At 59.0% G+C, this 23,994-nt stretch carries 26 protein-coding genes; 1 reads left to right on the top strand and 25 read right to left on the bottom strand.

Annotation, left to right across the window (positions count from 1 at the left end):
• On the bottom strand, positions 1-1,266 hold a 1,266-nt coding region (locus tag V6N02_RS01520), incomplete at its 3' end, for a calcium-binding protein (RefSeq protein WP_371223606.1).
• Between the two features lie 480 nt (positions 1,267-1,746).
• On the opposite strand from V6N02_RS01520, the gene V6N02_RS01515 reads away from it, so the two are divergent.
• Positions 1,747-3,225 carry a DEAD/DEAH box helicase gene (locus tag V6N02_RS01515; RefSeq protein ID WP_371223604.1) on the top strand — a complete coding sequence of 493 codons (1,479 nt, stop codon included), beginning with the start codon at positions 1,747-1,749 and terminating at the stop codon, positions 3,223-3,225.
• A 6-nt stretch (positions 3,226-3,231) separates the two neighbouring features.
• On the opposite strand, the gene V6N02_RS01510 is transcribed toward V6N02_RS01515, so the two are convergent.
• The 24 genes from V6N02_RS01510 to V6N02_RS01395 form a co-directional block, all read right to left on the bottom strand.
• Positions 3,232-3,522 (bottom strand): hypothetical protein, encoded by a 291-nt coding sequence (locus tag V6N02_RS01510; protein WP_371223602.1) that lies wholly within the window; start codon positions 3,520-3,522, stop codon positions 3,232-3,234.
• Between the two features lie 85 nt (positions 3,523-3,607).
• Positions 3,608-4,450 carry a HalD/BesD family halogenase gene (locus V6N02_RS01505; protein WP_371223600.1) on the bottom strand — a complete coding sequence of 281 codons (843 nt, stop codon included), beginning with the start codon at positions 4,448-4,450 and terminating at the stop codon, positions 3,608-3,610.
• Positions 4,451-4,532: 82 nt separating this feature from the next.
• Complete coding sequence (locus V6N02_RS01500; protein ID WP_371223598.1) at positions 4,533-6,203, bottom strand: ribonuclease J; 1,671 nt, start codon at positions 6,201-6,203, stop codon at positions 4,533-4,535.
• A gap of 3 nt (positions 6,204-6,206) precedes the next feature.
• Complete coding sequence (locus V6N02_RS01495) at positions 6,207-6,983, bottom strand: type III pantothenate kinase (protein WP_371223596.1); 777 nt, start codon at positions 6,981-6,983, stop codon at positions 6,207-6,209.
• Positions 6,967-7,386, bottom strand: a complete 420-nt coding sequence (locus V6N02_RS01490) for a DMP19 family protein (RefSeq protein ID WP_371223594.1) — start codon at positions 7,384-7,386, stop codon at positions 6,967-6,969. The genes V6N02_RS01495 and V6N02_RS01490 overlap by 17 nt, the downstream gene beginning before the upstream one ends.
• A complete protein-coding gene (locus V6N02_RS01485; protein ID WP_371223592.1) occupies positions 7,386-8,138 on the bottom strand; it encodes a biotin--[acetyl-CoA-carboxylase] ligase in 753 nt (250 codons plus the stop codon). Before V6N02_RS01485 ends, V6N02_RS01490 begins: the two co-directional genes overlap by 1 nt.
• 90 nt (positions 8,139-8,228) lie before the next feature.
• Positions 8,229-9,665 (bottom strand): NADH-quinone oxidoreductase subunit NuoN, encoded by a 1,437-nt coding sequence (gene nuoN / locus V6N02_RS01480; protein WP_371223590.1) that lies wholly within the window; start codon positions 9,663-9,665, stop codon positions 8,229-8,231.
• Positions 9,666-9,677: 12 nt separating this feature from the next.
• On the bottom strand, positions 9,678-11,225 hold the full coding sequence (locus V6N02_RS01475; protein ID WP_371223588.1) for an NADH-quinone oxidoreductase subunit M: 1,548 nt from the start codon (positions 11,223-11,225) through the stop codon (positions 9,678-9,680).
• Positions 11,225-13,414 carry an NADH-quinone oxidoreductase subunit L gene (gene nuoL, locus V6N02_RS01470; protein WP_371223586.1) on the bottom strand — a complete coding sequence of 730 codons (2,190 nt, stop codon included), beginning with the start codon at positions 13,412-13,414 and terminating at the stop codon, positions 11,225-11,227. The genes V6N02_RS01475 and nuoL overlap by 1 nt, the downstream gene beginning before the upstream one ends.
• A 4-nt stretch (positions 13,415-13,418) precedes the next feature.
• Complete coding sequence (gene nuoK, locus V6N02_RS01465) at positions 13,419-13,724, bottom strand: NADH-quinone oxidoreductase subunit NuoK (RefSeq protein ID WP_371223585.1); 306 nt, start codon at positions 13,722-13,724, stop codon at positions 13,419-13,421.
• Between the two features lie 51 nt (positions 13,725-13,775).
• Positions 13,776-14,384: an NADH-quinone oxidoreductase subunit J gene (locus V6N02_RS01460; protein WP_371223583.1), complete on the bottom strand. Its 609-nt coding sequence runs from the start codon at positions 14,382-14,384 to the stop codon at positions 13,776-13,778.
• Positions 14,381-14,794 carry a carboxymuconolactone decarboxylase family protein gene (locus V6N02_RS01455; RefSeq protein ID WP_371223581.1) on the bottom strand — a complete coding sequence of 138 codons (414 nt, stop codon included), beginning with the start codon at positions 14,792-14,794 and terminating at the stop codon, positions 14,381-14,383. The genes V6N02_RS01460 and V6N02_RS01455 overlap by 4 nt, the downstream gene beginning before the upstream one ends.
• Entirely contained in the window at positions 14,791-15,216 is a 426-nt protein-coding gene (locus tag V6N02_RS01450; protein WP_371223579.1) for a DUF4259 domain-containing protein, read from the bottom strand. Before V6N02_RS01450 ends, V6N02_RS01455 begins: the two co-directional genes overlap by 4 nt.
• A 17-nt stretch (positions 15,217-15,233) precedes the next feature.
• Positions 15,234-15,728 (bottom strand): NADH-quinone oxidoreductase subunit NuoI, encoded by a 495-nt coding sequence (nuoI, locus tag V6N02_RS01445; RefSeq protein ID WP_371223577.1) that lies wholly within the window; start codon positions 15,726-15,728, stop codon positions 15,234-15,236.
• Positions 15,729-15,733: 5 nt separating this feature from the next.
• Positions 15,734-16,771, bottom strand: coding sequence for an NADH-quinone oxidoreductase subunit NuoH (gene nuoH / locus V6N02_RS01440; protein WP_371223575.1), 1,038 nt, complete (start codon positions 16,769-16,771; stop codon positions 15,734-15,736).
• Between the two features lie 7 nt (positions 16,772-16,778).
• Positions 16,779-17,156 (bottom strand): hypothetical protein, encoded by a 378-nt coding sequence (locus V6N02_RS01435; protein WP_371223573.1) that lies wholly within the window; start codon positions 17,154-17,156, stop codon positions 16,779-16,781.
• A gap of 26 nt (positions 17,157-17,182) precedes the next feature.
• Positions 17,183-19,192, bottom strand: a complete 2,010-nt coding sequence (nuoG, locus tag V6N02_RS01430; RefSeq protein ID WP_371223571.1) for an NADH-quinone oxidoreductase subunit NuoG — start codon at positions 19,190-19,192, stop codon at positions 17,183-17,185.
• A gap of 6 nt (positions 19,193-19,198) precedes the next feature.
• On the bottom strand, positions 19,199-19,609 hold the full coding sequence (locus V6N02_RS01425; RefSeq protein WP_371223569.1) for a DUF5333 domain-containing protein: 411 nt from the start codon (positions 19,607-19,609) through the stop codon (positions 19,199-19,201).
• Between the two features lie 125 nt (positions 19,610-19,734).
• Positions 19,735-20,067, bottom strand: coding sequence for a hypothetical protein (locus tag V6N02_RS01420; protein ID WP_371223567.1), 333 nt, complete (start codon positions 20,065-20,067; stop codon positions 19,735-19,737).
• A gap of 8 nt (positions 20,068-20,075) precedes the next feature.
• A complete protein-coding gene (locus tag V6N02_RS01415) occupies positions 20,076-20,498 on the bottom strand; it encodes an MAPEG family protein (protein ID WP_371223565.1) in 423 nt (140 codons plus the stop codon).
• 4 nt (positions 20,499-20,502) lie between these two features.
• Positions 20,503-21,798, bottom strand: coding sequence for an NADH-quinone oxidoreductase subunit NuoF (gene nuoF / locus V6N02_RS01410; RefSeq protein ID WP_371223563.1), 1,296 nt, complete (start codon positions 21,796-21,798; stop codon positions 20,503-20,505).
• A 4-nt stretch (positions 21,799-21,802) separates the two neighbouring features.
• Positions 21,803-22,027 carry a DUF5337 domain-containing protein gene (locus V6N02_RS01405; RefSeq protein ID WP_371223561.1) on the bottom strand — a complete coding sequence of 75 codons (225 nt, stop codon included), beginning with the start codon at positions 22,025-22,027 and terminating at the stop codon, positions 21,803-21,805.
• Positions 22,028-22,036: 9 nt separating this feature from the next.
• Positions 22,037-22,705 (bottom strand): NADH:ubiquinone oxidoreductase, encoded by a 669-nt coding sequence (locus V6N02_RS01400; RefSeq protein WP_371223559.1) that lies wholly within the window; start codon positions 22,703-22,705, stop codon positions 22,037-22,039.
• Between the two features lie 49 nt (positions 22,706-22,754).
• Positions 22,755-23,915 carry an NADH-quinone oxidoreductase subunit E gene (locus tag V6N02_RS01395; RefSeq protein ID WP_371223557.1) on the bottom strand — a complete coding sequence of 387 codons (1,161 nt, stop codon included), beginning with the start codon at positions 23,913-23,915 and terminating at the stop codon, positions 22,755-22,757.
• Between the last annotated feature and the right edge of the window lie 79 nt (positions 23,916-23,994).

The raw sequence follows: 23,994 nt of genomic DNA, 5'->3' as shown, positions 1-23,994 counted from the left end.
GAAATCCCCGAAGATCAGGTCATCGCCCGTGCCGGCGTCGATCAGGTCAAAGCCCGAGCCCGCGCCAATGCTGTCATTCCCGCCGCCCGCTTCGATGACGTCATTGCCACTTTCACCAAAGAAGCGGTTCGCTGCATCGCCGGACTGGATCGTGTCATTGCCCGAGCCGCCGAAATAGCCGCCAAACCCGTCGAAATCCTGCAATAGATCGTCGTCGGCCCCGCCAAACAGACGGTCAAACCCAGCGCCACCGATCAGCGTATCATTGCCCGCTTCACCATAGAGGTTATCCGCCTGCGCCCCGCCATCGATGGAATCGTCGCCTTCGTTGCCGATCAGCAGGTCAAACCCGGCCTCACCAAAGATCGTGTCATTGCCCAAACCGCCCTCGACCCCGTCAACCGAAGTGCCGGCACTGCTGCCCGCGCGGATCACATCATGACCGTCACCACCAAACACACGGTCAGCGCCAGCACCCGAGAACAACCGATCATTCCCATCGCCACCTTCCAGCCGGTCCGCGCCACCATCGCCCACCAGCAGGTCAGCGCCAATACCACCCTGAAGCAGATCGGCATTGTCGCCACCTCCCAGTGTGTCGTTGCCCGCGCCGCCGCGAAGAACGTCGAACCCGGCGCCGCCCAGCATGCTGTCATTGCCGCCCCCGCCATCAATCGTGTCATTGCCTCCGCCGCCCTGCAGGTCGTCATTCCCGTCATCACCATCGATCTCGTCGTTACCTCCAAGACCAATGAGCGTATCGTCGTTATCGGCCCCCACAAGGTCGTCCTGACCCGGGGAGCCCGTTATGGATATCGGTTGCGTGATCAGATCACGAAAGTCATCCCAGGGGGTATCATTGCTGAACCCCACACCGCCGACCAGAGTGGCGCCAGTGGCGTCAATCACAATCGGTCCGCCCCCATTCAGCAGGCTCGCAAATGGTGTGTAATCATCACTGTCTTCTATCGCGTCCAAAGCCTGAACAAACGCCACAACACTCCACGAAATGCCCGTGATCGTCGCTTGCAAAACGCCACCTTGGGAAAAGGTTATCCCTGTAATGGTGCCAGCTATGGGGTCGCCCTGCGCATTGAAAGCAAAGCCGGAGCCGGTGAAGGTTGTGATAACGCCCGTCTCCGTGTTCTGCGCCACGACTTGAGTGCTTGATTGGCTAACCACGACAACGCTGTCCTGAGTACCCGCCGCGTCGAAAAATGCATCTCCGAGGAAATTGAGGTTCGTGCCGGTGTATGTGATATTCATAGTACGTACTTACCCTCCAAATTCAGTTGTTGCGGGCAAAGGAAACCATTTTTACCGCGCGCGGCGCAATAGTCTTGCGGCCATCGACGCGAGGCCGCCCTGGTCTTGGAGAATGGTACCATGAGCCTGAGAGCCGCGATCGGTAGGGAGAGTCGAGGCCGTTGAGGCCATCGGAATAACACGAGCCGGCAGGGTCGAATTGCCGCTGACCATACGCTGTATCTGTAAGAGGCATCACGGCGCCCCCATCACCGGTGCATTGGTGCCGATCAGCTCCCACCCTTCATTTTGTTGCTTAAACGGCGACACTTCTCCTCTCCAGGCCCGGATTGTTGCCAAACCGCTGACGCGCATTGACCCGCCCCCCCTATATCCGCTACATCAACCCCACCGGGGCTTCCATGCGGAATACCGCGAGGCCGTACGGGCCTGCTCCGGATCAGATGGCGGGCCAGAAGTGTCCGTAACTCACGGATACGAATGACCAAATTTTCTGACCTTAATCTGAACCCCAAGGTTCTCAAAGCCATTGACGATGCCGGGTATGAAACCCCGACCCCTATTCAGGCAGGTGCCATTCCACCCGCACTAGAGGGGCGCGACGTGTTGGGCATTGCCCAAACCGGCACCGGCAAAACCGCAGGGTTCACCCTGCCCATGCTGTCCTTGCTGGCCCGTGGCCGCGCCCGCGCGCGCATGCCGCGCAGTCTGGTGCTGTGCCCGACCCGCGAACTGGCCGCGCAGGTGGCTGAAAACTTTGACACTTATTCCAAATATCTCAAGCTGACCAAGGCGCTGCTGATTGGCGGCGTGTCCTTCAAGGAACAGGATCAGCTGATCGACAAGGGTGTCGACGTTCTGATCGCCACACCGGGCCGATTGCTGGACCATTTTGAGCGCGGCAAACTGATCCTGTCGGATGTCAAGATCATGGTCGTGGACGAAGCGGATCGGATGCTCGACATGGGGTTCATTCCCGATATCGAACGCATCTTTGGCCTGACGCCCTTTACGCGCCAAACCCTGTTTTTCTCGGCCACCATGGCTTCGGAAATCGAGCGGATCACCAACACATTCTTGTCCAATCCTGCCCGTGTCGAAGTGGCGCGACAGGCCACCGCGTCCGAAACGATCGAACAGGGCGTGGCCATGTTCAAACCCTCCCGACGTGACCGCGCCGATAGCGAAAAGCGCAAATTGCTGCGTGCGTTGATCGACGCGGAGGGCGAAAAATGCACCAACGCGATCATCTTCTGCAATCGCAAAACCGATGTGGATATCGTCGCCAAGTCTTTGAAAAAATACAAGTATGATGCGGCACCAATTCATGGCGATCTGGATCAATCGCAACGCACCCGCACCCTGGAAGGCTTCCGAGGCGGCGAGCTGCGCTTTCTGGTTGCCTCGGACGTTGCCGCGCGCGGGCTTGATGTGCCCTCGGTCAGCCATGTGTTCAATTTCGATGTTCCCGGTCACCCCGAGGATTACGTGCACCGCATTGGCCGCACCGGTCGCGCCGGGCGCGAGGGCAAGGCGATCACCCTGTGCAATCCACGCGATGAAAAAGCACTGGCCGCGGTTGAGGCGCTGATCCAGAAAGACATCCCGCGTCTTGAGAACCCGCTGGGCGGTGGCAAGCCGGACGAGGTCTCTGTCCCTCAGGAAACCAAGCAAGACGACGCACCGAAAAAACCGCGTCGCTCTCGGTCGCGCAAATCGGACGATGCGCCCAAACCCGAGGAGACGCCGGTTAGAGAGACTACGCCCGACGCTCAGGCTGACGCCGAAAAAACCACGAAACCCGAACCTGCCAAGGATGATCAACCCCGCGAACGCTCACGCGGCAAACGGGGTGGTCGCGGTCGTTCGGGCGGCGGTGGCGACAACAAGACCGTCGGCATGGGCGATCACATGCCCAGTTTCATCGCACTCAGCTTTGACGAACGGCGCACCAACTGACGTCTCTTACCGGATCGGCACCGAATAGATCGTGTAGGTCCGGTAGGTGCCGACCTCAATCGCGCCGGTTTCGGTGACAAATACACCACGCCCCTCATAGTCGGTGGGGCAGACCACCAGGTCCGCGGCATCATCCAGATAATCCACCGTGACCGAGCTTTCGCCGGTGAACATGCACTGATCCCCCTCATCGCGATACGGGCGGATAAAGGGCAATTCGGGATCATCGCCCGGGGTTGGTTCCGTTGCGGGCATACATCCGGCCAGAACGGCGCAGGCAAACAAAATGCGTTTCATGAAAAATCTCCTTAGACCATAAGGATTGCATATCAGGGCCGTCGTCATGCTCCAAATCCGGCGCATCTGATGCGCCAAAACCTGCTCAGTCGATATAGGCATCCGAACGCTGACCTGCGCGTTCATGGTGAATGGGTAAGGTGCGCCCATAAAGCTGACGTGTCCGTTCCGGGGCGCCCACCATTCCCGGCTCTTCCACATAAGACAGGATGGCAACATAGCGGCGGCGGCTTCCGCGCAAGGGTGCCACCCGATGCAGCGAATATCGCCCCCGGAACAGCTGCAGATCACCGGGCTTTAACTCCAGAACCGTCACTTTGTCCGACGTGCCATTCAACACGCGTGCGACTTCGTCAAAGTTTTCGCCCCCGGCCCGGATGCCCGGCGCATATTCAAACGCGCCGCCGCTTTCGGCGTTTTGAATGGCCAGAGTCACGGTGAAGTTGTTGGTGTCGAAATGCCAGGGAAAGCCGTTGCCCTCTTCGGCCATGTTCACGATCACATCCGCCAGCGGATCGGCATAGCGGTAAAACTTTGGCTCTTGCAGACAGTCCTGAATGAAGCGGTCAAATCCCGGGGCGTCGTGAATTGTCCTCAGCGGGCCATCCTTGGTGAAATTATCGGCCGGGATAAAGGTGTTGGAGCGATCAAAAAACTGCCGCCGTGGGTCATCCTCGGGCAGGTTGGGATCGTCCTGCGTAAAGTAAGCATTGGTACGGTTGAACGAGCGGTGCCCCTGATCGGCGACGCGATCGGCCTCCTCCGTCAGATCGGCAATCGCCTTGGGGGTCAGGAAACCGCCCACAACGGCACAGCCGTCGCGGGCCAGATCGTCCCGAACCTGCGCAATCACCGCTTCCCGCGCAGGTCCGTCGATGTTAATCGGATAGGTCTGCAGATCAATCAGCTCAGCAGCAGTATGGTTCATGACATCCCTCCCTTGTTCCCCTCCATCAAAGCGGAGCAAGTCCGGTTTGTCTTTTCTGTTCCCGACGCCGCAAATGACGTGTCTAAACGCTCAAACGGCTAATGATCACAGTAACTTCCGGCTTCTTGCCAATCTCGGTCTGGGTGCTTTGGCGCGCAACACGGCGCAGCCCCTCTTCCAGTTTATCGTCGTCAATCAGCGTCTTACTCCCCGCCCGGCCCATGTATTGGCTAAGGTCCTCTTCAAGCACATCCACCAGCGGCGCACGGCTGTGACCGGTTTCGGCAAGGCCACTGACCTCGCACCAGGGATCACCCAGCGGGTCGTCATTCTCGTCCAGAATAACATTGATCATCACATGGCCGTTCAACGCCATTCTGATCCGGTCCCGCACGATCCCGTCCAGCGCCCCGATCTGCATCGACCCGTCCAGATAGGTACGCCCGGTTTCCACATAATCGGCCACCGTGGGGGTTTCGGCACTTAGGTCTATCATCGTGCCGTTCGGTGCAAGAACGCCTTTGAACCCATTGGAATTGCTTAACTGCACATGTTCCCGCAGATGCCGGTGTTCACCATGCATCGGCACCACCATCTTGGGATTGACCAGCTTGTGCATGGTGGTGATATCAGGCCGGTTGGCATGGCCCGACACATGGTACATCCCGCCATTGTCATCCACCACGTCCACGCCCAACTCGCTGAAGTTGTTCATGATCCGGATCACACCGCGTTCGTTGCCCGGAATGGTTTTGGAGGAGAACAGGAACATATCGCCGGGCTTTAACGTAATGCCCTGATACTTGCCCTGGCTCAACTGTGCCGAGGCCGCGCGGCGTTCACCCTGCGAACCGGTGACAATCAACATCAGGCTTTCGCGCGGGATATCCTTGGCATCCTCGGGGCTGACCGTTCTGGGAAACCCGGTCAGCACGCCGGTTTCCACCGATGCCTCGATCATCCGGCGCATCGCCCGGCCCAACAAACAAACCGAGCGTCCGGCGCGTTGTCCCGCCTCGGCGAGTGTCTTTACGCGCGCGACATTGCTGGCGAATGTCGTGGCCACAACCATTCCCTTGGCTCCAGCCACCAGCGCCTCGATATCCCCCCCGAGCGTGCTTTCAGAACGTCCCTCTTGCGGATTGAAAACATTGGTAGAATCACACATCAGGGCCAGCACGCCGGGCTTGCCCAGATCGCGCCAAAGCGCATCGTCAAACGCCTCGCCCACGCCGGGATCATAGTCGATTTTGAAATCGCCGGTATGCACCAAACGGCCTTTCGGCGTGTCAATCACCAGCCCCGAGCTTTCCGGTATCGAATGCGAGACCGGCACGAAACCAACAGCGAAAGGACCCACCGTGACCGTTTCGGGCCAAGGCTGTGCCGTGATCACCGCCTTTTCAGGATGCCCGCGTTCCTCCATCTTGCGGCGCGCGATGTTGGCGGTGAAGGCACGCGCATAGATCGGTGCGCCCAGTTGATCGTAGTAATGCGAGACTGCCCCGACATGGTCTTCGTGGGCATGGGTGACAAACACCGCCTCCAGCTGATCACAGCGCTCGGCCAGCCAGGTGATATCGGGGAAGATCAGATCGACACCAGGGCTGCCGTCCATATCCGGAAAGGTCACCCCCAAATCAACAAGGATCAACCGCTCTTTCCCCGGTAGCCCATAGCCATAGACATAGGCGTTCATCCCGATCTCGCCCGCCCCACCTAGGGGCAGGTAAATCACACGTTCACTGCTCATCGATTATCCGTTCGCTTTGTTATAGTCGTGGATCACGGTCAGCCCGTGCATCGTCAGATCGTCTTCGATCACGTCAAATAGCTCCTCCGTCTGCTGAAACAACGGGGCCAGCCCACCGGTGCCGACGATCTTCATTGCTTCACTATCCCGCTCGCCCCGGATGCGGGCGCAGATTTCACGTACAAGGCCGACATAGCCCCAGAACACACCCGAGTGCATGCAATCCACCGTATTGGTGCCGATCACCTTCTGCGGCTTGGTAATGTCGATATGCGGCAGGGCAGCAGCCGCCATATGCAACGCCTCAAGGCTGAGGTTCACGCCGGGCGCAATGGCACCTCCGATATAGGCACCGTCGCGCGCCACCACGTCAAAGGTGGTCGCGGTGCCAAAATCCACCACGATCAGGTTGCCGCCATGGCGCGCATAGGCCCCTGCCGCATTGACCAGCCGGTCGGGACCCACAATCGTGCCCTCATCCACTCGCGCCTCAGTCGGAAGCAGGCAATCGGGCTTGCCCACCACCAACGGACGACAGCCAAAGAACCTGTCGGCAAAAACGCGCAGGTTGAACACCACGCGCGGCACGGTCGAGGAAATGATCACATCGGTGATCTCAACATCGATGCCGTAATGTTTGACCAGCGTAGAGTACCACGTGAAATAGGCATCCGCCGTGCGCGCGTGATGGGTAGAAGTGCGCAGGGTGCATAGAAACTCCTGCCCGTCCCAGATGGCAAACACGGTATTGGTGTTGCCGCAATCAATCGCCAGAAGCATTGCTGGCCTCCTCTAGCTCATCAATAGTGCGTTCAAATGCGACATGTAGCGCGGGATCGAGTTCATAATACCGCTTGTCGAAGGCGTCAAACTCCTCCTGCAATGCCTCGTCTATGTACTCATCGACAGTTTCTGGTGCCTCTCTGACCCTGCTTCGCCAGCGTTGAATTGCCGTTTCCAGATTATTTGCAACACTGGCTTGATCAATCGAGCGGGCCACGTCCGCAGCACCCTTCCATTCGGATGGATCATCTCGATTAAGGAAGTACTGCAGATGACCACCATTGTTGACCTCAGCTTGGTACCAGAACAGCGCATACAACGGCTCCTCGGCCGCATTCGGTTGAGACTGATCAGTCGCGCGCGCAACAAATCGATTCCAAGGACAGTCGTAAAGTTCCACTAAAAAAACACCTCTGCCGCCGGGATGGCGTGCCGCGTGTGGGCGCTCAATAGTACAAGATTGCCCGTCTCGTCCACCGTCTCAAACGTTCCGGTGATCTCGTCGCGCGTGGTGCGGGCGGTGATCACCTCGCCCAGGCGCGCGGCGCGGTCCAGCCAGGCGGTGCGAATGGGCGCAAAGCCATAGGTGGTGAATTGCGTCTCATGGCGGGCATAGGCAGCGGCGAGGTGATCGAGGAAAATCTCCGGCGTGACCTCAGCGCCAGTTTCCGACAACAGGGACACCGGGCGCACCGCATTCGGTTCTACCTCATTTTGCTCCGGCGCGGCCACAAGATTGACCCCCACACCAATCGCCAGATGGGTCAGGCGCGGCCCCGACCCTGCGCTTTCCAGCAGAATCCCGGCCAGCTTACCGCCGTTCAGCAGCACGTCATTGGGCCATTTCAACGCAAAACCCTGTGCGCGGCCCGTGACCGCGACGCAAGCGTCAAACACGGCCAGCGAGATGACAAAGCTGCGCAGGGCCGCAACATCGGGTCCCTCTTCAGGGCGCATCACCAGCGTCGCAGCGAAATTCCCCTTGGGAAAGGACCACGGTCGCCCGCGCCGCCCGCGCGAAGCCGTCTGGTCAAGGGCCAGAATCCACGTGGGGCCAGACAACGTTGGCGCGATCCGTGCCGCCTCGGCATTGGTGCTGTCCACTTCGGCCAGCACATGCCGCCCGTAGCCATTGGGCCAGATCGTCTTCATCTTGCTAAAAATACTCCCGCCGGAGGCGTCCTAGAAAAAAAGCGACGCGCCAATGGCGCGTCACAATTTAAAACCTCGTGAGGTAGGGGATCAGTTGACAAGTGTCGCCGCCGCCGCCTGTGCAATGCTTTCGACCCCGAACATGTTGATGATCCCCACCAGCATCAGCGTGGCCGACGCCATCAGGAAGCCCCAAAGCACCGGTGACTTGCCGGTTTCAAGCCCATCGCCTTCCTCGCCGAAATACATGAAATAAACGATACGCAGGTAATAGAACGCGCCGATCACCGACGCGATCACGCCCGCGACCGCCAGCCAGACCAACCCGCCCTCATAGGCCGCGCGCAGAACGTAGAACTTACCGAAGAAGCCCAGCAAAGGGGGCACACCCGCAAGGCTGAACAAAAGGATCAGCATCGCCATCGCGCGGCCCGGATGGGCGCGTGAATACATGTTGAGGCTGGCAATATCCGACACCGGCTGACCATCGCGCTCCATCGAAAGGATGAAGGCAAATGTGCCGATATTCATCGTCACATAGATTGCCATGTAGATCAGCATTGCCTGCACGCCGAACGCCGTGCCCGCGGCCAGGCCCATCAGGGCAAAGCCCATATGCGCGATCGAGGAATAGGCCATCAGGCGTTTGATGTCGGTCTGTCCAATCGCGGCTACGGCGCCAAGGAACATCGACAGCAGCGCCAGCAGGGCAACGATCTGCTGCCAATCGCCCACAACGCCACCAAAAGCGTCATGCATCACCCGCGCAAACAGCGCCATCGCCGCAACTTTCGGCGCGGTGGCAAAGAAGGCTGTGATCGGTGTGGGCGAGCCCTCGTAGACATCCGGCGTCCACATGTGGAAGGGCACGGCCGACACCTTGAAGGCCAGGCCACAAAGCACAAACACCAGCCCCAGCAGCAGCCCGATGGGTGCCTGATCCTGGGCCGACGCGATAATGCCCGAGAACAGCGTGGTGCCAGCATAGCCATAGGTCAGCGAGGCACCGTAAAGCAGCAAACCCGAGCTGAGCGCGCCCAGCACGAAGTACTTCAGGCCCGCCTCGGTTGAACGGGCGCTGTCACGGCGCAGAGCGGCGACAACGTAAAGCGCCAGCGATTGCAGTTCCAACCCCATATAAAGCGCCATCAGGTCTCCGGCGCTGACCATCATCATCATACCCACCGTCGCAAGCGCAATCAGGATGGGATATTCGAACCGCAGGATGTTGCGGCGCGCCATGTATTCCTGGCCCATAACCAGAACGGCCGCCCCGCTGAGCAGGATCACCACCTTGGCAAAGCGCGCGAAGGCGTCGTCGTGGAACATACCGCCAAAGGCCACGCGGGTGCCATTGCCCGTTGCGCCAATCCAGAAGGCCAGCGCCAGGAACAGCGCCGCGGTCAGCCAGACCAGCATGCCCGCCATCCGGTCCTTTCCGGTGTAGACAGCCCCCAGCAGTGCCGCGATCGCATAGATCGACAGGACAATCTCGGGCAGGATAATGTTCAGATCAGCCGATGTCATATCCGGCCCCCCTTAATGCGATGCTTCGGCGGTCTGGGTGGCGGTCTCTGCCGCGCCCAAAGCCACTTCGTAATTGTCAATCAACGCCGCCACAGAGGGCCCGATGATATCGGTCACCAGACTGGGATAGACCCCCAGCAGAATGGTCATGACCACCAGCGGTGCAAAAATCGCCCGCTCGCGGCCCGACATGTCGGTGATGGATTTCAGGCTTTCCTTGATCAGATCGCCCAGCACCACCCGGCGGTAAAGCCAGAGCGCATAGGCCGCCGACAGGATCACGCCCGACGTGGCGACCAAGGCGACCCAGGTGTTGACCTGGAAGATGCCCACCAGCGTCAGGAATTCACCGATGAACCCGGACGTGCCCGGCAGGCCGACATTGGCCATGGTGAACAGCATGAAGATCAGCGCATAGGCCGGCATCCGCGTGACCAGACCGCCATAGGCGTCGATATCGCGTGTATGCATCCGGTCATAAATCACGCCCACGCACAGGAACAGCGCGCCCGAGATGAACCCGTGGCTGAGCATCTGGAAGATGGCACCGTCAATGCCCTGCTGATTGGCCGCGAAGATACCCATGGTCACATAGCCCATATGGGCCACCGAGGAATACGCGATCAGCTTCTTCATGTCCTCTTGTGCCAGGGCCACCAGTGAGGTGTAGACGATGGCAATCGCCGACATCCACAGAACCAGCGGTGTCATCACCTCTGATCCCACCGGGAACATCGGCAGGCTGAAGCGCAGGAAGCCATAGCCACCCATCTTCAACAGGATCGCCGCCAGCACGACCGACCCGGCCGTTGGGGCCTGCACGTGCGCATCCGGCAGCCAGGTATGTACCGGCCACATCGGCATCTTCACCGCAAAGCTGGCAAAGAAAGCGAGGAACATCAGCGTCTGCATTCCGCCTATGACGTGAATACCCAAGATCTCGAAGTTCTCAGACGCAAAGGTGTGGTTCATCAGCGTCGGAATATCGGTGGTGCCCGCCTCTGCGAACATCGCCACCATCGCCACCAGCATCAGGACCGAGCCGAGGAACGTATAGAGGAAGAACTTGAACGACGCATAGATGCGTTCCTTGCCGCCCCAGATACCGATGATCAGGAACATCGGGATCAGCCCGGCCTCGAAGAACAGGTAGAACAGCACCAGATCCAGTGCCATGAACACGCCCAGCATGAGCGTTTCAAGGATCAGGAAGGCAATCATGTATTCCTTGACACGCACCTTGACGTTCCACGAGGCAGCAATGGTCAGCGGCATCATGAAGGTGGTCAGCATCACGAAGAGAACGCTGATCCCGTCGACACCCATCTTGTATTTTAGGCCCAGCAACCAGTTGCGCTCTTCCACGAACTGGAAGCCGGTGTCATTAGGGTCAAACTCGGCAAGGATAAACAGCGAGACCAGGAAGGTCAGCGAGGTGGCGATCAGCGCGACCCACTTGGCGTTGCGCTGCGCCGCTTCATCCTCACCCCTCAGGAACACGGCCAGGATCAGGGCCGCGATAGCGGGGATGAATGTGACGATGGACAATACGTTATCCATTATTCAGCCCCCCCGGTGAACGTCATCCATGTGACAAGGACCGCGATCCCGATCACCATGGCGAAGGCATAGGTAAAGATATAGCCGGACTGGGCGCGGCCTGCGAGGCGGGTGAAGAAGGGAATGATCCCCATCGCAACCCCGTTGATCGATCCGTCGATGACATCGCCATCCCCTCGCTTCCACAGGATGCGGGCCAGCGACTGCAGCGGGCGCACGATAATGGCGTCAAAAATCTCGTCAAAGTACCACTTGTTCAGCAGGAACAAGTAAAGTGGACGTTGATTTTCGGCCAGACGGCGCGGCAGGGACGGGTTCGCAATGTAGAACCAGTAGGCGGTGAAGAACCCGATCAACATCGCAATGAACGGGCTGACCTTGACCCATTTCGGGGCATGGTGAGCCTCGTCCATCACATGGTTGTCGGGATGCATAAAGATGGCACCTTTGGGCGCCTGTCCGTGATGCACCGCTGCAACCACCGCGTGGTCCGGATCATCCTGCATGGCTGCGTGGTCTTCGCCATGCGCAGCCTCGTCCTCTTGGCTTGCCGCGTCGCCGTGGTCGGTATCAGCGGCGGCCTCATCGTGGCCCTCATCCGCATGACCATCACCATCTGCCTTTTCCTCATCATGGCCATCACTGGCCTCGGCGTGATGGGCAGGGATGCCGAAGAACTTGTTCACGCTGTCATGGTCTCCAAAGAAGCTTTTGTACCAGATCATGCCTGAGAACACCGCCCCCAGCGCCAGAACACCCAGCGGGATCAGCATGACCATGGGCGATTCATGCGCGTGCTCGTGTGTGTGCTTGTCTCCGCGCGGCTCGCCCCAGAAAGTCATGAACATCAGGCGCCAGCTGTAGAAGCTCGTGAACAGCGCGGCGATAACCAGCATCCAGAAGGCGTACCCTCCCCCGGTGCCCGCCCAGGCGCTTTCGATCACGGCATCTTTGCTGAGGAACCCGGCAAAGCCAAAATAGGTCAGCGGAATGCCCACGCCGGTGATGGCCAGCGTGCCAATCAGCATCGCCCAGAACGTGTAGGGCAGTTTCTTACGCAGGCCGCCATAGTTGCGCATGTCCTGCTCGTGATGCATCCCGTGGATGACCGAGCCGGCACCAAGGAACAGCATTGCTTTGAAGAACGCGTGGGTGAACAGGTGGAACATCGCCACCGAATAGACGCCCACACCTGCAGCCACGAACATGTAACCCAGCTGCGAGCAGGTCGAATAAGCGATTACGCGTTTGATGTCGTTTTGCACCAAGCCCACGGTCGCCGCGAAAAACGCGGTCGTGGCGCCGATGAATGTTACGAACATCATCGCCTCTGGCGCGTATTCCATCAGCGGCGACATCCGGCAGACCAGGAAGACACCCGCGGTCACCATGGTCGCGGCGTGGATCAGGGCCGACACCGGTGTCGGGCCTTCCATCGCGTCCGGCAGCCAGGTGTGCAGGAACAATTGCGCCGATTTGCCCATCGCGCCGACAAACAGCAGGAAGGCAATCAAGTTGGCTGCGTTCCAATCGGTCCACAGGAAGGTCAGCTGCGTTTCGGCCAGTGCCGGGGCAGCCGCAAAGATATCGTCAAATTTCACGCTTTCGGTAAGGAAAAACAGTGCGAAAATCCCCAACGCAAAGCCAAAATCCCCCACACGGTTGACCACGAAGGCCTTGATGGCCGCCGCATTGGCCGAGGGTTTCTTGTAATAAAAGCCGATGAGAAGGTACGAGGCGAGGCCCACGCCCTCCCAGCCAAAGAACATCTGCACGAGGTTGTCAGCTGTCACCAGCATCAACATCGCGAAGGTAAAGAAGCTGAGATAGGCAAAGAAGCGCGGGCGATAGCTTTCGTCTTCTTTGAAGTTCTCATCATGCGCCATGTAGCCCATGGAATAAAGGTGCACCAAAGCCGATACGGTCGTAACCACGATCAGCATGATCGCCGTCAGACGATCCAGCCGAATGGCCCAGGCCGTGTCCAGATTGCCGGACTGCACCCAGTCAAGAATGTGAATGTACTGTGTGTCCGGGCCAAGGCCAATGAAGGTGATCCAGCTGAGAAGACAGGCCAGGAACAACAGGCCCGTGGTCACCCATTGCGCGCCGACGTCCCCGATAATGCGCCAGCCGAACCCCGCAATGATCGCACCCACCAAAGGGGCAAAGAGGATAATCTGCTCCATGCGCTCAGCCTTTCATCACGTTGACATCTTCCACCGCGATCGTGCCACGGTTGCGGAAGAAGCAGACAAGGATCGCAAGGCCAATCGCGGCCTCAGCGGCAGCGACGGTCAACACGAAGAGCGTGAAGATCTGACCCACCATGTCGCCTGCGAAACTGGAGAAGGCGACCAGGTTGATGTTCACCGCAAGCAGCATCAATTCGATCGACATCAACAGGATGATCACGTTCTTCCTGTTCAGGAAAAGCCCGAAAATCCCGATGACGAACAGCGCGGCGGCCACCGTCAGGTAATGTTCCAATCCAATCATGTCGTCCCTCGGTTCATTTTCTTTTTTGCCTGGGTCAGATAGAGCTGCCGATTACAGCCCCTGCCCCGGTTTCACGTCTTTCAGTTCCATCGCCTTGGCCGGATCGCGGTACATCTGGGCCAGTACGTTCTGGCGTTTGATGTCCGAGCGGTGGCGCAGGGTCAGCACAATCGCACCGATCATCGCAACCAGCAGGATCAGGCCCGACAGCTGGAATAGCAGGAAATACTGGTCATAGATCAGCAGACCAAGCGCGGCGGTGTTCTGCACCCCTTCGGGTGCCACGGCGGCACGGGCAGCCTCGGCGCCTGCCGAGCTATCCCAGGTGCCAAAGGCCATGCCCAGCTGCATCAGGATGATCACCCCGATCAACAGCGCAAGGGGCAGGTATTTTGCCATTTCCGCCTTCAGCTCGGCAAAATCCACGTCCAGCATCATGACTACGAACAGGAACAGCACCATAACCGCACCGACATAGACGATGATCAGCAACATGGCGACGAATTCCGCGCCCAGCAGCACGAACAGCCCGGCCGAACTGATAAAAGCCAGGATCAGCCACAAGACCGAATGCACCGGGTTTCGACTGATCACGGTGAACAATCCCCCGGTCAGCGCTGAGAGGGCAAACAAATAAAAAGCCATTGCCGCTATGGTCATGTTTCGTCGTCCTTTTCCTCAGCCTCGTCCAGCACCTCGCGCGCAAATTCCATGGCGCGGGTCATCGAGGGAATACCGGCAAACATCGACATCATTCCGATGGTCTCGGCAATCTCATCCTTGGTGGCCCCGGCCTCAAGCGCGTGGCGCACCGTCATGCGAATTTGGGTGTCACTTTGTGCGCCAAGCATGGTCAGCCCCGACAGCGTGATCAACAGCCGCGTCTTGGCATCCAACCCTTCCGTGTTCAACCCCTTGCCAAAGGCCATTTCCATGAATTCCTTGGGCATGGTCGGCCACAGGCTTTCGAACCCCTTGGGCGAGAAGGATTCCAACGCCGGGTTCATGGCTTTGGCCATCTCCTGCGCCTGGGCCATCATCGTCTCGAAGGGGTTCTTGAGGTCGGTCACGCGGCAATCCCTTCCAGCCTTGATTTCAGATCACTTACGCCAGACAGCCACTCGTCTAGCAACTCACCTTCGCTCCACAAGTCGAAAAGTTCCGACTTGCCTTCTGAAGAAGCGATTAGACCAACTGCTGTTAAGGCGGCCTTGGGTCCACCAGCAATTGCACGCACATCCATTTCGTGAACTCTCATGGAATTCAACGTCTCTTCATCAATCGCAGAAGACGCGCGACCATGGCTGAACGCAACGATTTCCGACGCGGCCAAACCCCAGCTACCGGCATCAAAATCAATGTACCCAGATGCCTGACCTTCCAAAACCATCTCGAACGCCTGCACTACGACGCCCACGCCAGCATCTTCGTACTCCAGAAGGAAGTCCGCTGCAGCGTCGTTGTCAAAGGTTCCGGCACCCCAGGCACCCATTTTAGTTCCTCCTGCGCCTAGCGATACGGCGCATCCAGTTCAAGGTTACGGGCAATCTCGGCTTCCCAGCGTTCGCCGTTATCCAGCAGTTTTTCCTTGTCGTAAAACAGCTCTTCGCGGGTTTCGGTGGCAAACTCGAAATTCGGCCCCTCGACAATGGCATCCACCGGGCAGGCCTCTTGGCAGAAGCCGCAATAGATGCATTTGGTCATGTCGATGTCATAGCGGGTTGTGCGGCGCGAGCCGTCATCGCGCGGCTCGGCATCAATGGTGATCGCCTGCGCCGGGCAAATCGCTTCGCACAGCTTACAGGCAATGCAGCGTTCCTCGCCATTGGGATAGCGGCGCAGCGCATGCTCTCCGCGGAAACGCGGCGACAGCGGCCCCTTTTCATGCGGGTAGTTCAGCGTGGCCTTGGGCGCAAAAAAGTATTTCAGCCCCAGTTTGAACCCGACAATAAAGTCTTTCAGCAGGAAGTAGCCTGCGGCGCGTCCATAATCGATCTGCGTCATGTTAGTCAGCCTCCCATTGCGTAGCGGGCCCAGAAGGCCCCAAACACTTCGAATTTCGCCAGGAACGCGACGATTACCACCCAAGCCAGCGAAAGCGGCAGGAACACTTTCCAGCCAATCCGCATGAGTTGATCATAGCGGTAACGCGGTGTGATCGCCTTGACCATTGCGAAGATGAAGAAGAAGAACGCCATTTTCGCGATCATCCACAGCACCCCATCGGGCAGCCCCGGAATGGGCGACAGCCAGCCGCCGAAGAACAACAGCGAGGTCAGCGCACACATCAGGAAAATAGCGATGTATTCACCGGCCATGAACAGCAGGAACGGCGTCGCCGAGTATTCCACCTGATAGCCCGCCACCAGTTCCGATTCAGCCTCGGGCAGGTCGAAGGGCGGGCGATTGGTTTCCGCAAGGCACGAGATGAAGAACAGGAACACCATCGGCAAATGCGGCAACCAGTACCAGCCGAAGAAGCCATAGGCGGTGTCTTGGGCCGCCACGATCGCTCCAAAGTTCAGGCTGCCGGTCGAGATGATCACCCCAATGATGATCAGACCAATGCTGACCTCATAAGAAATCATCTGTGCTGCAGAACGCAGCGAGCCGAGGAAGGGGTATTTCGAGTTCGACGCCCAGCCGCCCATGATCACGCCATAAACCTCAAGCGAGGACATGGCGAAGACATAAAGGATGGCAACGTTGATATCGCTGAGAACCCAGCCCTCGTTGAACGGAATAACCGCCCAAGCGATCACGGCCAGCACGAAACTGGTCATCGGAGCTAGCATGAACACCGGCTTGTCGGCACCGGCGGGCACCACGACTTCTTTGACCACGTATTTCAGCGCGTCGGCAACGGATTGCAACAACCCGAAAGTGCCCACCACGTTGGGCCCGCGCCGCATCTGCACAGCGGCCCAGATCTTGCGGTCACCGTAAACAAGGAACAGCAAGCTGATCATCACAAAGCCCAGCACCGCCAGACATTGCGCCAGGATGATCACGAAGGTCCCAAACGGGGTTGTAAAAAATTCGGCCATCAGTCCCTCATACCATCGGTATTCCGTTTTCCGCGCAATCGGCGGCGACGACTTCTGCGTCGATTGTTTTTAGCCCGTCCGGCAAGGCAGGCGAGATCGTATAAATCGCATCCCCGCGCCAGACACCACCCTCATCCACCACATTCGTGCGTAAATGACGGGCAAATCCATAGCCCCGGATCAGCGTGTACTGCGCGGCAGCGCATTCCGCATAACGGCCCACATCCTCACGGTTGCGGGCACCGGTCATCTCTACGCGGAAATTCACCAGATCCCCATCCAGCAACCGGGTCTCGATCCCTCGATAGTCGGGCGCAAACCGGCTGACCGTTTCAGGGTCTTCCAGGGTGCAGCCCGCCACCGCCCCGGCCCAGGCCAAGGACATGGGCGCTATGAGACCCAGGCGATGCATCACTCGGCCGCCACGGGCGTTTCGCGCCGTGCCTTGGCGTTGGCGCTCAACTCGGCCATCAATTCGCTGGCCCTGGCGATCGGGTTGGTCAGGTAGAAGTCGCTGATGGCGGCCTCGACATGTCCTGCACCCAGCTCGACCATCTCGACCGAAGACCAGGCATTTTCGGGAACCTCGTCAATCTGCGTAAGATGCGGCGCCTCGGCCACCAGCGCCGTGCGCAGTGCTGCCAGATTGTCAAACGGCAGCGCCTCGCCCATTTCGCCGGACAGTGCGCGCAGGATCGCCCAGTTTTCCTTGGCCTCGCCCGGCGGGTGCCCAGCCCGTAGCGCCAGTTGCGGACGCCCTTCGGTGTTCACGAACAGCCCTTGTTCTTCGGTATAGGCCGCCCCCGGCAGGATCACATCCGCACGGTGCGCACCGCGATCCCCGTGGCTGCCCTGATAGATCACGAACGGCCCGGCGGGCACGTCCATTTCGTCCGCCCCGAGGTTATAAACCACCTCGGCACCGTCCAATGCGGCCTCGATCCCACCATCGGTGGTACAGCCCGCATCCATCGCACCCACGCGCCCGGCCGCCGTGTGCAGAACCAGCATCCGTCCGCCCAGCTTTTCGGTCAGGGCCATCGCGTGGCTTAGAACCGGCACGCCGTTCGCACCGTGGAGGCCGCCCTGCCCGAGGATGACAATCGCATCCTCCTGAGGTTTGGCGTCTTTCAAAAGCCGCTGAAGGAAGCGGTTGCGCGGTCCGTAATCCGTCACATCATAGGTCAGATCTGCGGGCGTGCCGACACGATGCACATCAGCCCCGTTAATCCAGGCCTTGCGAATACGCGCGTTCAGAACCGGCGCTTCGACCGAAGGATCGGTCCCGATCAGGTAGATATGCTTGGCAGTGTCGATATCCTCAATCGCCGCCGTTCCCACATAGGCCGAGCGGTTGCCGGGCACCAGATGCGCCCCATCCGTGCGGCATTCGACCGAACCACCCAGCCCTTTGACCAGTTGCTTGAGCGCGAAAGCCGCCTCGACCGGGGCCAGATCGCCGACCAGACCGGTGACCTTCTTGCCTTTCATCGCCTCGGCGGCCTTGGCCAGCGCCTCGCCCCAGGTGGCAGCGCGCAGCTTGCCGTTTTCGCGCACGTAAGGTTTGTCCAGACGCTGGCGGCGCAGCCCGTCCCAGACAAAGCGCGTCTTGTCGGAAATCCACTCTTCATTCACGCCGTCATGGTTGCGCGGCAGCATCCGCATCACTTCCCGGCCCTTGCAATCCACCCGGATATTGCTGCCAAGCGCATCCATCACATCAATGGTTTCGGTCTTGGTCAGTTCCCACGGGCGGGCAGTGAACGCGTAGGGTTTACTGACCAACGCACCCACGGGGCACAGATCAATGATGTTGCCCTGCAGGTTGCTGTCGAGTGTTTCGCCCAGGTAGCTGGTGATTTCGGCGTCTTCGCCGCGCCCGGTCTGACCCATTTGGGTGATGCCTGCGACCTCGGTGGTGAAACGCACACAGCGCGTGCAGGAAATGCAGCGGGTCATGTGGGTTTCCACCAGCGGCCCCAGATCCAGATCGTCCACAGCACGTTTTGGTTCGCGGAAACGGCTAAAGTCCACGCCGTATGCCATCGCCTGATCTTGCAAATCGCACTCACCGCCCTGATCGCAAATCGGGCAATCCAGCGGGTGGTTGATCAGCAAGAATTCCATCACGCCCTCACGGGCCTTCTTGACCATCGGGCTGTTGGTTTTCACAACCGGCGGCTGCCCTTCGGGGCCAGGCCGCAAGTCTTTGACCTGCATCGCGCAGGAGGCCGCTGGTTTGGGCGGCCCCCCTACAACTTCGACAAGGCACATGCGGCAATTGCCGGCAATGGACAGCCTTTCGTGATAACAGAAGCGTGGAATTTCCACTCCGATCTGTTCGCATGCCTGGATCAGGGTCATGGCCCCGTCCACTTCCACCTCTTGGTCGTCGATGATAACTTTGCGAAGGTCAGACATCCGTTCTCACTTTGCTCTCAGTAATGCTCCGACCTGGCTGTTCTTGGCGATTTCCGAGCGACCGAGCACACACAAGCTGTCTGGGTCCAGATTGCTGGCCCCGTTCGCCTTGAAATACTCGTTGCGCCGCTCGCGCATTTTCGCCTTTTCCTGGTCGTTGTTGATGTAGGCTTCGATCTCGGCATCGGAATATCCGCGATCACTCGCCAAGTCTTTTAGGCCGTTCAGATAGGCCCGTCCCTTGAAGATGCGTGCGCCGATGCTGCGGCACTCGCGTTGTATTTTCTCAGCAATGGCGGCGGTCAGCAGGCCATTGTTGATATCTGCCTCTCCGGCCAAACCATTGGCGGCCTGCGATGGCATGGCCAATCCCATCGACAGGGCGGCACTCAGAACACATGTGGTAATCATACGCATAGCTGTCTCCTTTGCTGCGGATGCCGGGCGGGCGCGCGATGGCACCTCCCGGTCGGCCCGAAATGGGTCCGCAGCGCGGTGATATGCAATAACATCCCCGCTAACAGCCTGATATGCGCAGTTTTTTACCATGTGACACAACGCCCGGTCAGAACCAGATTCCCGTTCGAACTCTGCAGGGACTGCAGCGGGGCATCCGGGCCGTTGATCCACTCGATCTCGGAGGTGCCGAAATTCTTGATACAGTACTTTGCACCACCATGACGCCCGGCCTCGCGCGCGCCGTCAACGCCCTGATCGGCTCGACGTACCGTCGTCGCAAACAGGGCGCGATCGTCTTTGCCGCCGCCTTTTTCCTTGGTCGGATAGTAGTTACCGCCAAAGTACACACGTTTGGATTTCTCCGAACAGGCCCCCAGCGCCAGAACCGTCACAAGAAAGATGGTCAGAATGCGCATAATCCGTTCTACCCCGCAAACCCGTTGATGATCGCCGTAAGCCCCAAAAGCACGCACATCAACATACCAACGGCGTAAGCCATCGAGCGCAAGCTGCGGTCCGGTCCGCCAAGGCCGCGAATATGGATGACAGCCATGACAAGGCGGCTGACGAAAAACACAGACGCATAAAGGTTGACCCAGAACGGGCTGCCCCCGGCAAGGATGGCCGCCACGGTCACAGCCGCAAAAAAGCCCATCGACTCGGCCAGATTCAGGTAGGCACGATGCCAGCGATAAACGGATGAGCCGTAATCGGCTGCCGGTTCTTGCCCGGGCGCCAGACCGAACGCGGTCTTGCGCATGGCAGATAGCGGACTCATCAGCAATCCAAAGATCGCCGTGGCCGCCAATGCCACAAGGGCGTGGCCATATGCTGCGAAGGCCTCCATTCCCCTACTCCGCCGCAACCGCGCTGACGCGGCCTTTTTGCTGCGCCTTGATACGGTCCTCGATCTCATCACGGAAGTTCTTGATCAGCCCTTGAATCGGCCATGCCGCCGCATCGCCAAGCGCACAGATCGTGTGGCCCTCGACCTGTTTGGTCACATCCAACAGCATGTCGATTTCCTCAACCTCTGCCTCGCCGCGCACCAGACGGTCCATGACCCGCATCATCCAGCCGGTGCCTTCGCGGCAGGGCGTGCATTGGCCACAGCTTTCGTGCTTGTAGAACTTACTGAGACGCCAGATCGCCTTGATGATGTCCGTATCCTTGTCCATGACGATCACCGCTGCCGTGCCAAGGGATGATCCCACCTCACGCAAGCCATCGAAATCCATGGTTGCGCCTTTGATCGTCTCACCGCGCACGCAAGGCACGGACGATCCGCCGGGGATGACCGCCTTCAGGTTATCCCAGCCACCACGAATGCCGCCGCAATGCTTTTCGATCAGTTCTTCAAAGCTGATCGACATGGCGTCTTCCACCACGCAAGGGTTATTCACATGGCCCGAGATCGCATAAATCTTGGTGCCCGAGTTGTTTGGATTACCAAAGCTCGCAAACCAGTCTGCGCCACGGCGCAGAATCGTCGGCACGACTGCAATCGATTCAACGTTGTTCACCGTGGTCGGACAGCCATAAAGCCCGGCGCCCGCGGGAAACGGCGGCTTCATGCGCGGCATGCCCTTCTTGCCCTCAAGGCTTTCCAGAAGGGCCGTTTCTTCACCGCAAATGTAGGCCCCAGCCCCATGATGCAGGTAGAGGTCGAAATCCCAGCCCGAATTACAGGCATTCCGTCCGATAAGACCGGCCTCGTATGCCTCGTCGATGGCGTTCTGCAGGGCTTCTTTTTCGCGGATATATTCGCCGCGAATGTAGATATAGCAGGCATGGGCATTCATCGCGAAGCTGGCGATCAAACAGCCCTCGATCAGCGTATGCGGATCATGGCGCATGATCTCGCGGTCTTTGCAGGTGCCGGGCTCGGATTCATCGGCATTGACCACAAGATACGCTGGCCGGCCATCGCTTTCCTTGGGCATGAACGACCATTTGAGCCCGGTGGGGAAGCCCGCACCACCGCGCCCACGCAAGCCACTGGCCTTCATCTGATCAATGATCCAGTCGCGGCCCTTTTGCAGGATTTTTGCCGTGCCATCCCAATGGCCGCGCGACTGCGCACCTTTCAGGGTGCGGTCATGCATCCCATAGAGATTGGTAAAGATACGGTCCTGGTCTTTCAGCATCCCGTCACCCCTGATTGTTCTGACGCGCGCGCCAGATTTGATAGATCAAGACAAAGGCCCAGACGAACCCCGCCAAAGCCAGCAGATCGAACAGCGCGCGTGTGCGATTGTTCCATCCCATCTGAGCGCCGACAAACGAGGCCAGAACCCAAAACACGGCTGTGCCCGCAATCACCAATGCGGTGATGCGACCCTTGCGCGCGATCTGATCCTGTTGCTCGGTTTTCATTACTCACCTTCAATACACATCACCATCTTCGACGCGTTTGGAAAACTCTGTCTCTCCGCCTGCGGCCAGGATCTTGGCTTGCTCCACCCAGTTGTCACGGCTCACACGGCCCTTGAAACCTTCCAGATTGGCGTTGACCCAAGCCACTTCGTCATCCGTCCACGCGGCGATCTGATCGAAATGATAAAAGCCCATCGCATTGCAAAGCTTCTCAAGTTTCGGACCGATCCCTTTGATTTCTTTCAGGTTATCCGCCTTACCATCGCGAGCTGCGCTCAGGGCCTCGGGGCGTGTGCCTTCGTTTTCACCTTCAACCACACCGTCACCATCGTAGTCAGGTGTGCTTGTCTCCGCGTTGGCGACTGGCGTCGGTGCCACGAAAGCTTCAGGCGTTTCACTCTCGACCATCTTAGGGGCAGTTTTAGCCGCCTCTGACGCGATGGAAGCGGTATCTGCCGATGGGGCCGCGCGATCTTCAGCATCCAAGTTGCGGGCGATGCCCGTGCAGAACAACCGTGTCATCGCCAATCCGATAAAGACGGCAAGCGCGGCACCCAACATCAGGGCCGCAAGCGCAGTGGTGGCCTGATGGGCCATCACATAGGCAACGATGCCGGCAACACCGCCAACGGTCCACCAGAAGATCGAACAGGTATTCCAGCCACCTGTCGGTGTCATTGCCGCTCACTCCCATGTCTCAGTTGGTTCATACCCACGGTTCAGTCTCTCACGTCTTCTTACGGGCGGAAAACTCGGTTTCACCGCCTTCAGCAAGTATTTTCGCCTGCGCGACCCAATCGTCGCGACTGACCCGGCCTTTAAACTTCACAAGATGCTGATCGGCCCAGGCCACTTCCGCCTCGCTCCAGCCGGCAATCTGATCGTAGTGATAGACGCCCTTCTCGTTCAGTTCGGTTTCCAGCTTGGCTCCGACTCCTTTGATCAGCTTCAGGTCATCCGCCCCTTCCGCGCGCGCCGCGCTCAGCAACTCAGGCTTTGTGCCGACGGTATCAACCGGCGCTTCTGCCGCTTTCCCTTTCGCCTTCGACTTCGGCTTGCCCTTGGACTTTGACTTGTCTTGCGGCTGCGCCGTGGGTGTTTTCTCGGCAGTCTTCGCCGCAACCTCGGCCGGGGCGTCCGTCACGTTGGCTGCTGGATCGGCGGGCCGATGATTGGCCCCTTTGTCCAGCCACGGGGTCAGCAAAGGCACTTCACTGCCATCAATCCGCTTGATCGTTTCACCCAAATCCGACGCCAGCTGTGCACTTGCGTTGTACTTGGTTCTGCCCGAGTCATACTCTTTCAGGCTGGTCAGCCCCGATTTGGGCTCAGACGCGAACCGCCCGTTTTGCGGACCCGGCGTCGGCACACGCCCTGCGGCCATCTCGTCCAGCAACTCGGCAAAACGCTCGGCTGTCAGGTCTTCGTAATAATCCTTGCCAATCTGGGCCATCGGTGCGTTGGCGCAGGCCCCGAGGCACTCCACCTCTTCCCAGCTGAACTTGCCATCGGCACTGATCTGATGCGGCTGCGGAGCGATCTTGTCCTTACAGACCGCCACAAGGTCCTCGGCCCCGCAGATCATGCAGGAGGTCGTTCCACAGATTTGAATATGCGCAACAGAACCAACAGGTTGTAGCTGAAACATAAAGTAGAAACTGGCCACTTCCAGCGCCCGGATATAGGCCATGTCCAACATGCTGGCCACATGTTCGATCGCGGGGCGCGACAGCCAGCCCTCTTGTTCCTGCGCGCGCCACAGAAGTGGGATAATCGCGCTGGCCTGACGCCCTTCAGGGTATTTGGTGATCTGCCCTTCGGCCCAAGCTTGATTGGCCGGGGTATAAGCAAAGCCGTCAGGCTGGTCTGGATGGAGTCTGCGAAGCATGGATCAAACAGTCTTTTCAGGTTTCAGAGACGGGTACACACACCCATCATTTATCTTTTCGGGCATGCGGGCCTGTCTT

This window comes from Roseovarius conchicola (assembly GCF_041403425.1).
Classification (GTDB): Bacteria; Pseudomonadota; Alphaproteobacteria; order Rhodobacterales; family Rhodobacteraceae; genus Roseovarius; species Roseovarius conchicola.
Note: the sequence above shows the minus strand (reverse complement) of the source record. Positions and strands in the feature narration are given on the sequence as shown.

Excerpts from the sequence above, each read along its gene's own strand:
- V6N02_RS01515 (WP_371223604.1), top strand. The coding sequence starts at position 1,747 with ATGACCAAATTTTCTGACCTTAATCTGAACCCCAAGGTTCTCAAAGCC.
- V6N02_RS01510 (WP_371223602.1), bottom strand. The coding sequence starts at position 3,522 with ATGAAACGCATTTTGTTTGCCTGCGCCGTTCTGGCCGGATGTATGCCC.
- V6N02_RS01505 (WP_371223600.1), bottom strand. The coding sequence starts at position 4,450 with ATGAACCATACTGCTGCTGAGCTGATTGATCTGCAGACCTATCCGATT.
- V6N02_RS01500 (WP_371223598.1), bottom strand. The coding sequence starts at position 6,203 with ATGAGCAGTGAACGTGTGATTTACCTGCCCCTAGGTGGGGCGGGCGAG.
- V6N02_RS01495 (WP_371223596.1), bottom strand. The coding sequence starts at position 6,983 with ATGCTTCTGGCGATTGATTGCGGCAACACCAATACCGTGTTTGCCATC.
- V6N02_RS01485 (WP_371223592.1), bottom strand. The coding sequence starts at position 8,138 with ATGAAGACGATCTGGCCCAATGGCTACGGGCGGCATGTGCTGGCCGAA.
- nuoN (WP_371223590.1), bottom strand. The coding sequence starts at position 9,665 with ATGACATCGGCTGATCTGAACATTATCCTGCCCGAGATTGTCCTGTCG.
- V6N02_RS01475 (WP_371223588.1), bottom strand. The coding sequence starts at position 11,225 with ATGGATAACGTATTGTCCATCGTCACATTCATCCCCGCTATCGCGGCC.
- nuoL (WP_371223586.1), bottom strand. The coding sequence starts at position 13,414 with ATGGAGCAGATTATCCTCTTTGCCCCTTTGGTGGGTGCGATCATTGCG.
- nuoK (WP_371223585.1), bottom strand. The coding sequence starts at position 13,724 with ATGATTGGATTGGAACATTACCTGACGGTGGCCGCCGCGCTGTTCGTC.
- V6N02_RS01460 (WP_371223583.1), bottom strand. The coding sequence starts at position 14,384 with ATGACCATAGCGGCAATGGCTTTTTATTTGTTTGCCCTCTCAGCGCTG.
- V6N02_RS01450 (WP_371223579.1), bottom strand. The coding sequence starts at position 15,216 with ATGGGTGCCTGGGGTGCCGGAACCTTTGACAACGACGCTGCAGCGGAC.
- nuoI (WP_371223577.1), bottom strand. The coding sequence starts at position 15,728 with ATGACGCAGATCGATTATGGACGCGCCGCAGGCTACTTCCTGCTGAAA.
- nuoH (WP_371223575.1), bottom strand. The coding sequence starts at position 16,771 with ATGGCCGAATTTTTTACAACCCCGTTTGGGACCTTCGTGATCATCCTG.
- V6N02_RS01435 (WP_371223573.1), bottom strand. The coding sequence starts at position 17,156 with ATGTCCTTGGCCTGGGCCGGGGCGGTGGCGGGCTGCACCCTGGAAGAC.
- nuoG (WP_371223571.1), bottom strand. The coding sequence starts at position 19,192 with ATGTCTGACCTTCGCAAAGTTATCATCGACGACCAAGAGGTGGAAGTG.
- V6N02_RS01425 (WP_371223569.1), bottom strand. The coding sequence starts at position 19,609 with ATGCGTATGATTACCACATGTGTTCTGAGTGCCGCCCTGTCGATGGGA.
- V6N02_RS01420 (WP_371223567.1), bottom strand. The coding sequence starts at position 20,067 with ATGCGCATTCTGACCATCTTTCTTGTGACGGTTCTGGCGCTGGGGGCC.
- V6N02_RS01415 (WP_371223565.1), bottom strand. The coding sequence starts at position 20,498 with ATGGAGGCCTTCGCAGCATATGGCCACGCCCTTGTGGCATTGGCGGCC.
- nuoF (WP_371223563.1), bottom strand. The coding sequence starts at position 21,798 with ATGCTGAAAGACCAGGACCGTATCTTTACCAATCTCTATGGGATGCAT.
- V6N02_RS01405 (WP_371223561.1), bottom strand. The coding sequence starts at position 22,027 with ATGAAAACCGAGCAACAGGATCAGATCGCGCGCAAGGGTCGCATCACC.
- V6N02_RS01400 (WP_371223559.1), bottom strand. The coding sequence starts at position 22,705 with ATGACACCGACAGGTGGCTGGAATACCTGTTCGATCTTCTGGTGGACC.
- V6N02_RS01395 (WP_371223557.1), bottom strand. The coding sequence starts at position 23,915 with ATGCTTCGCAGACTCCATCCAGACCAGCCTGACGGCTTTGCTTATACC.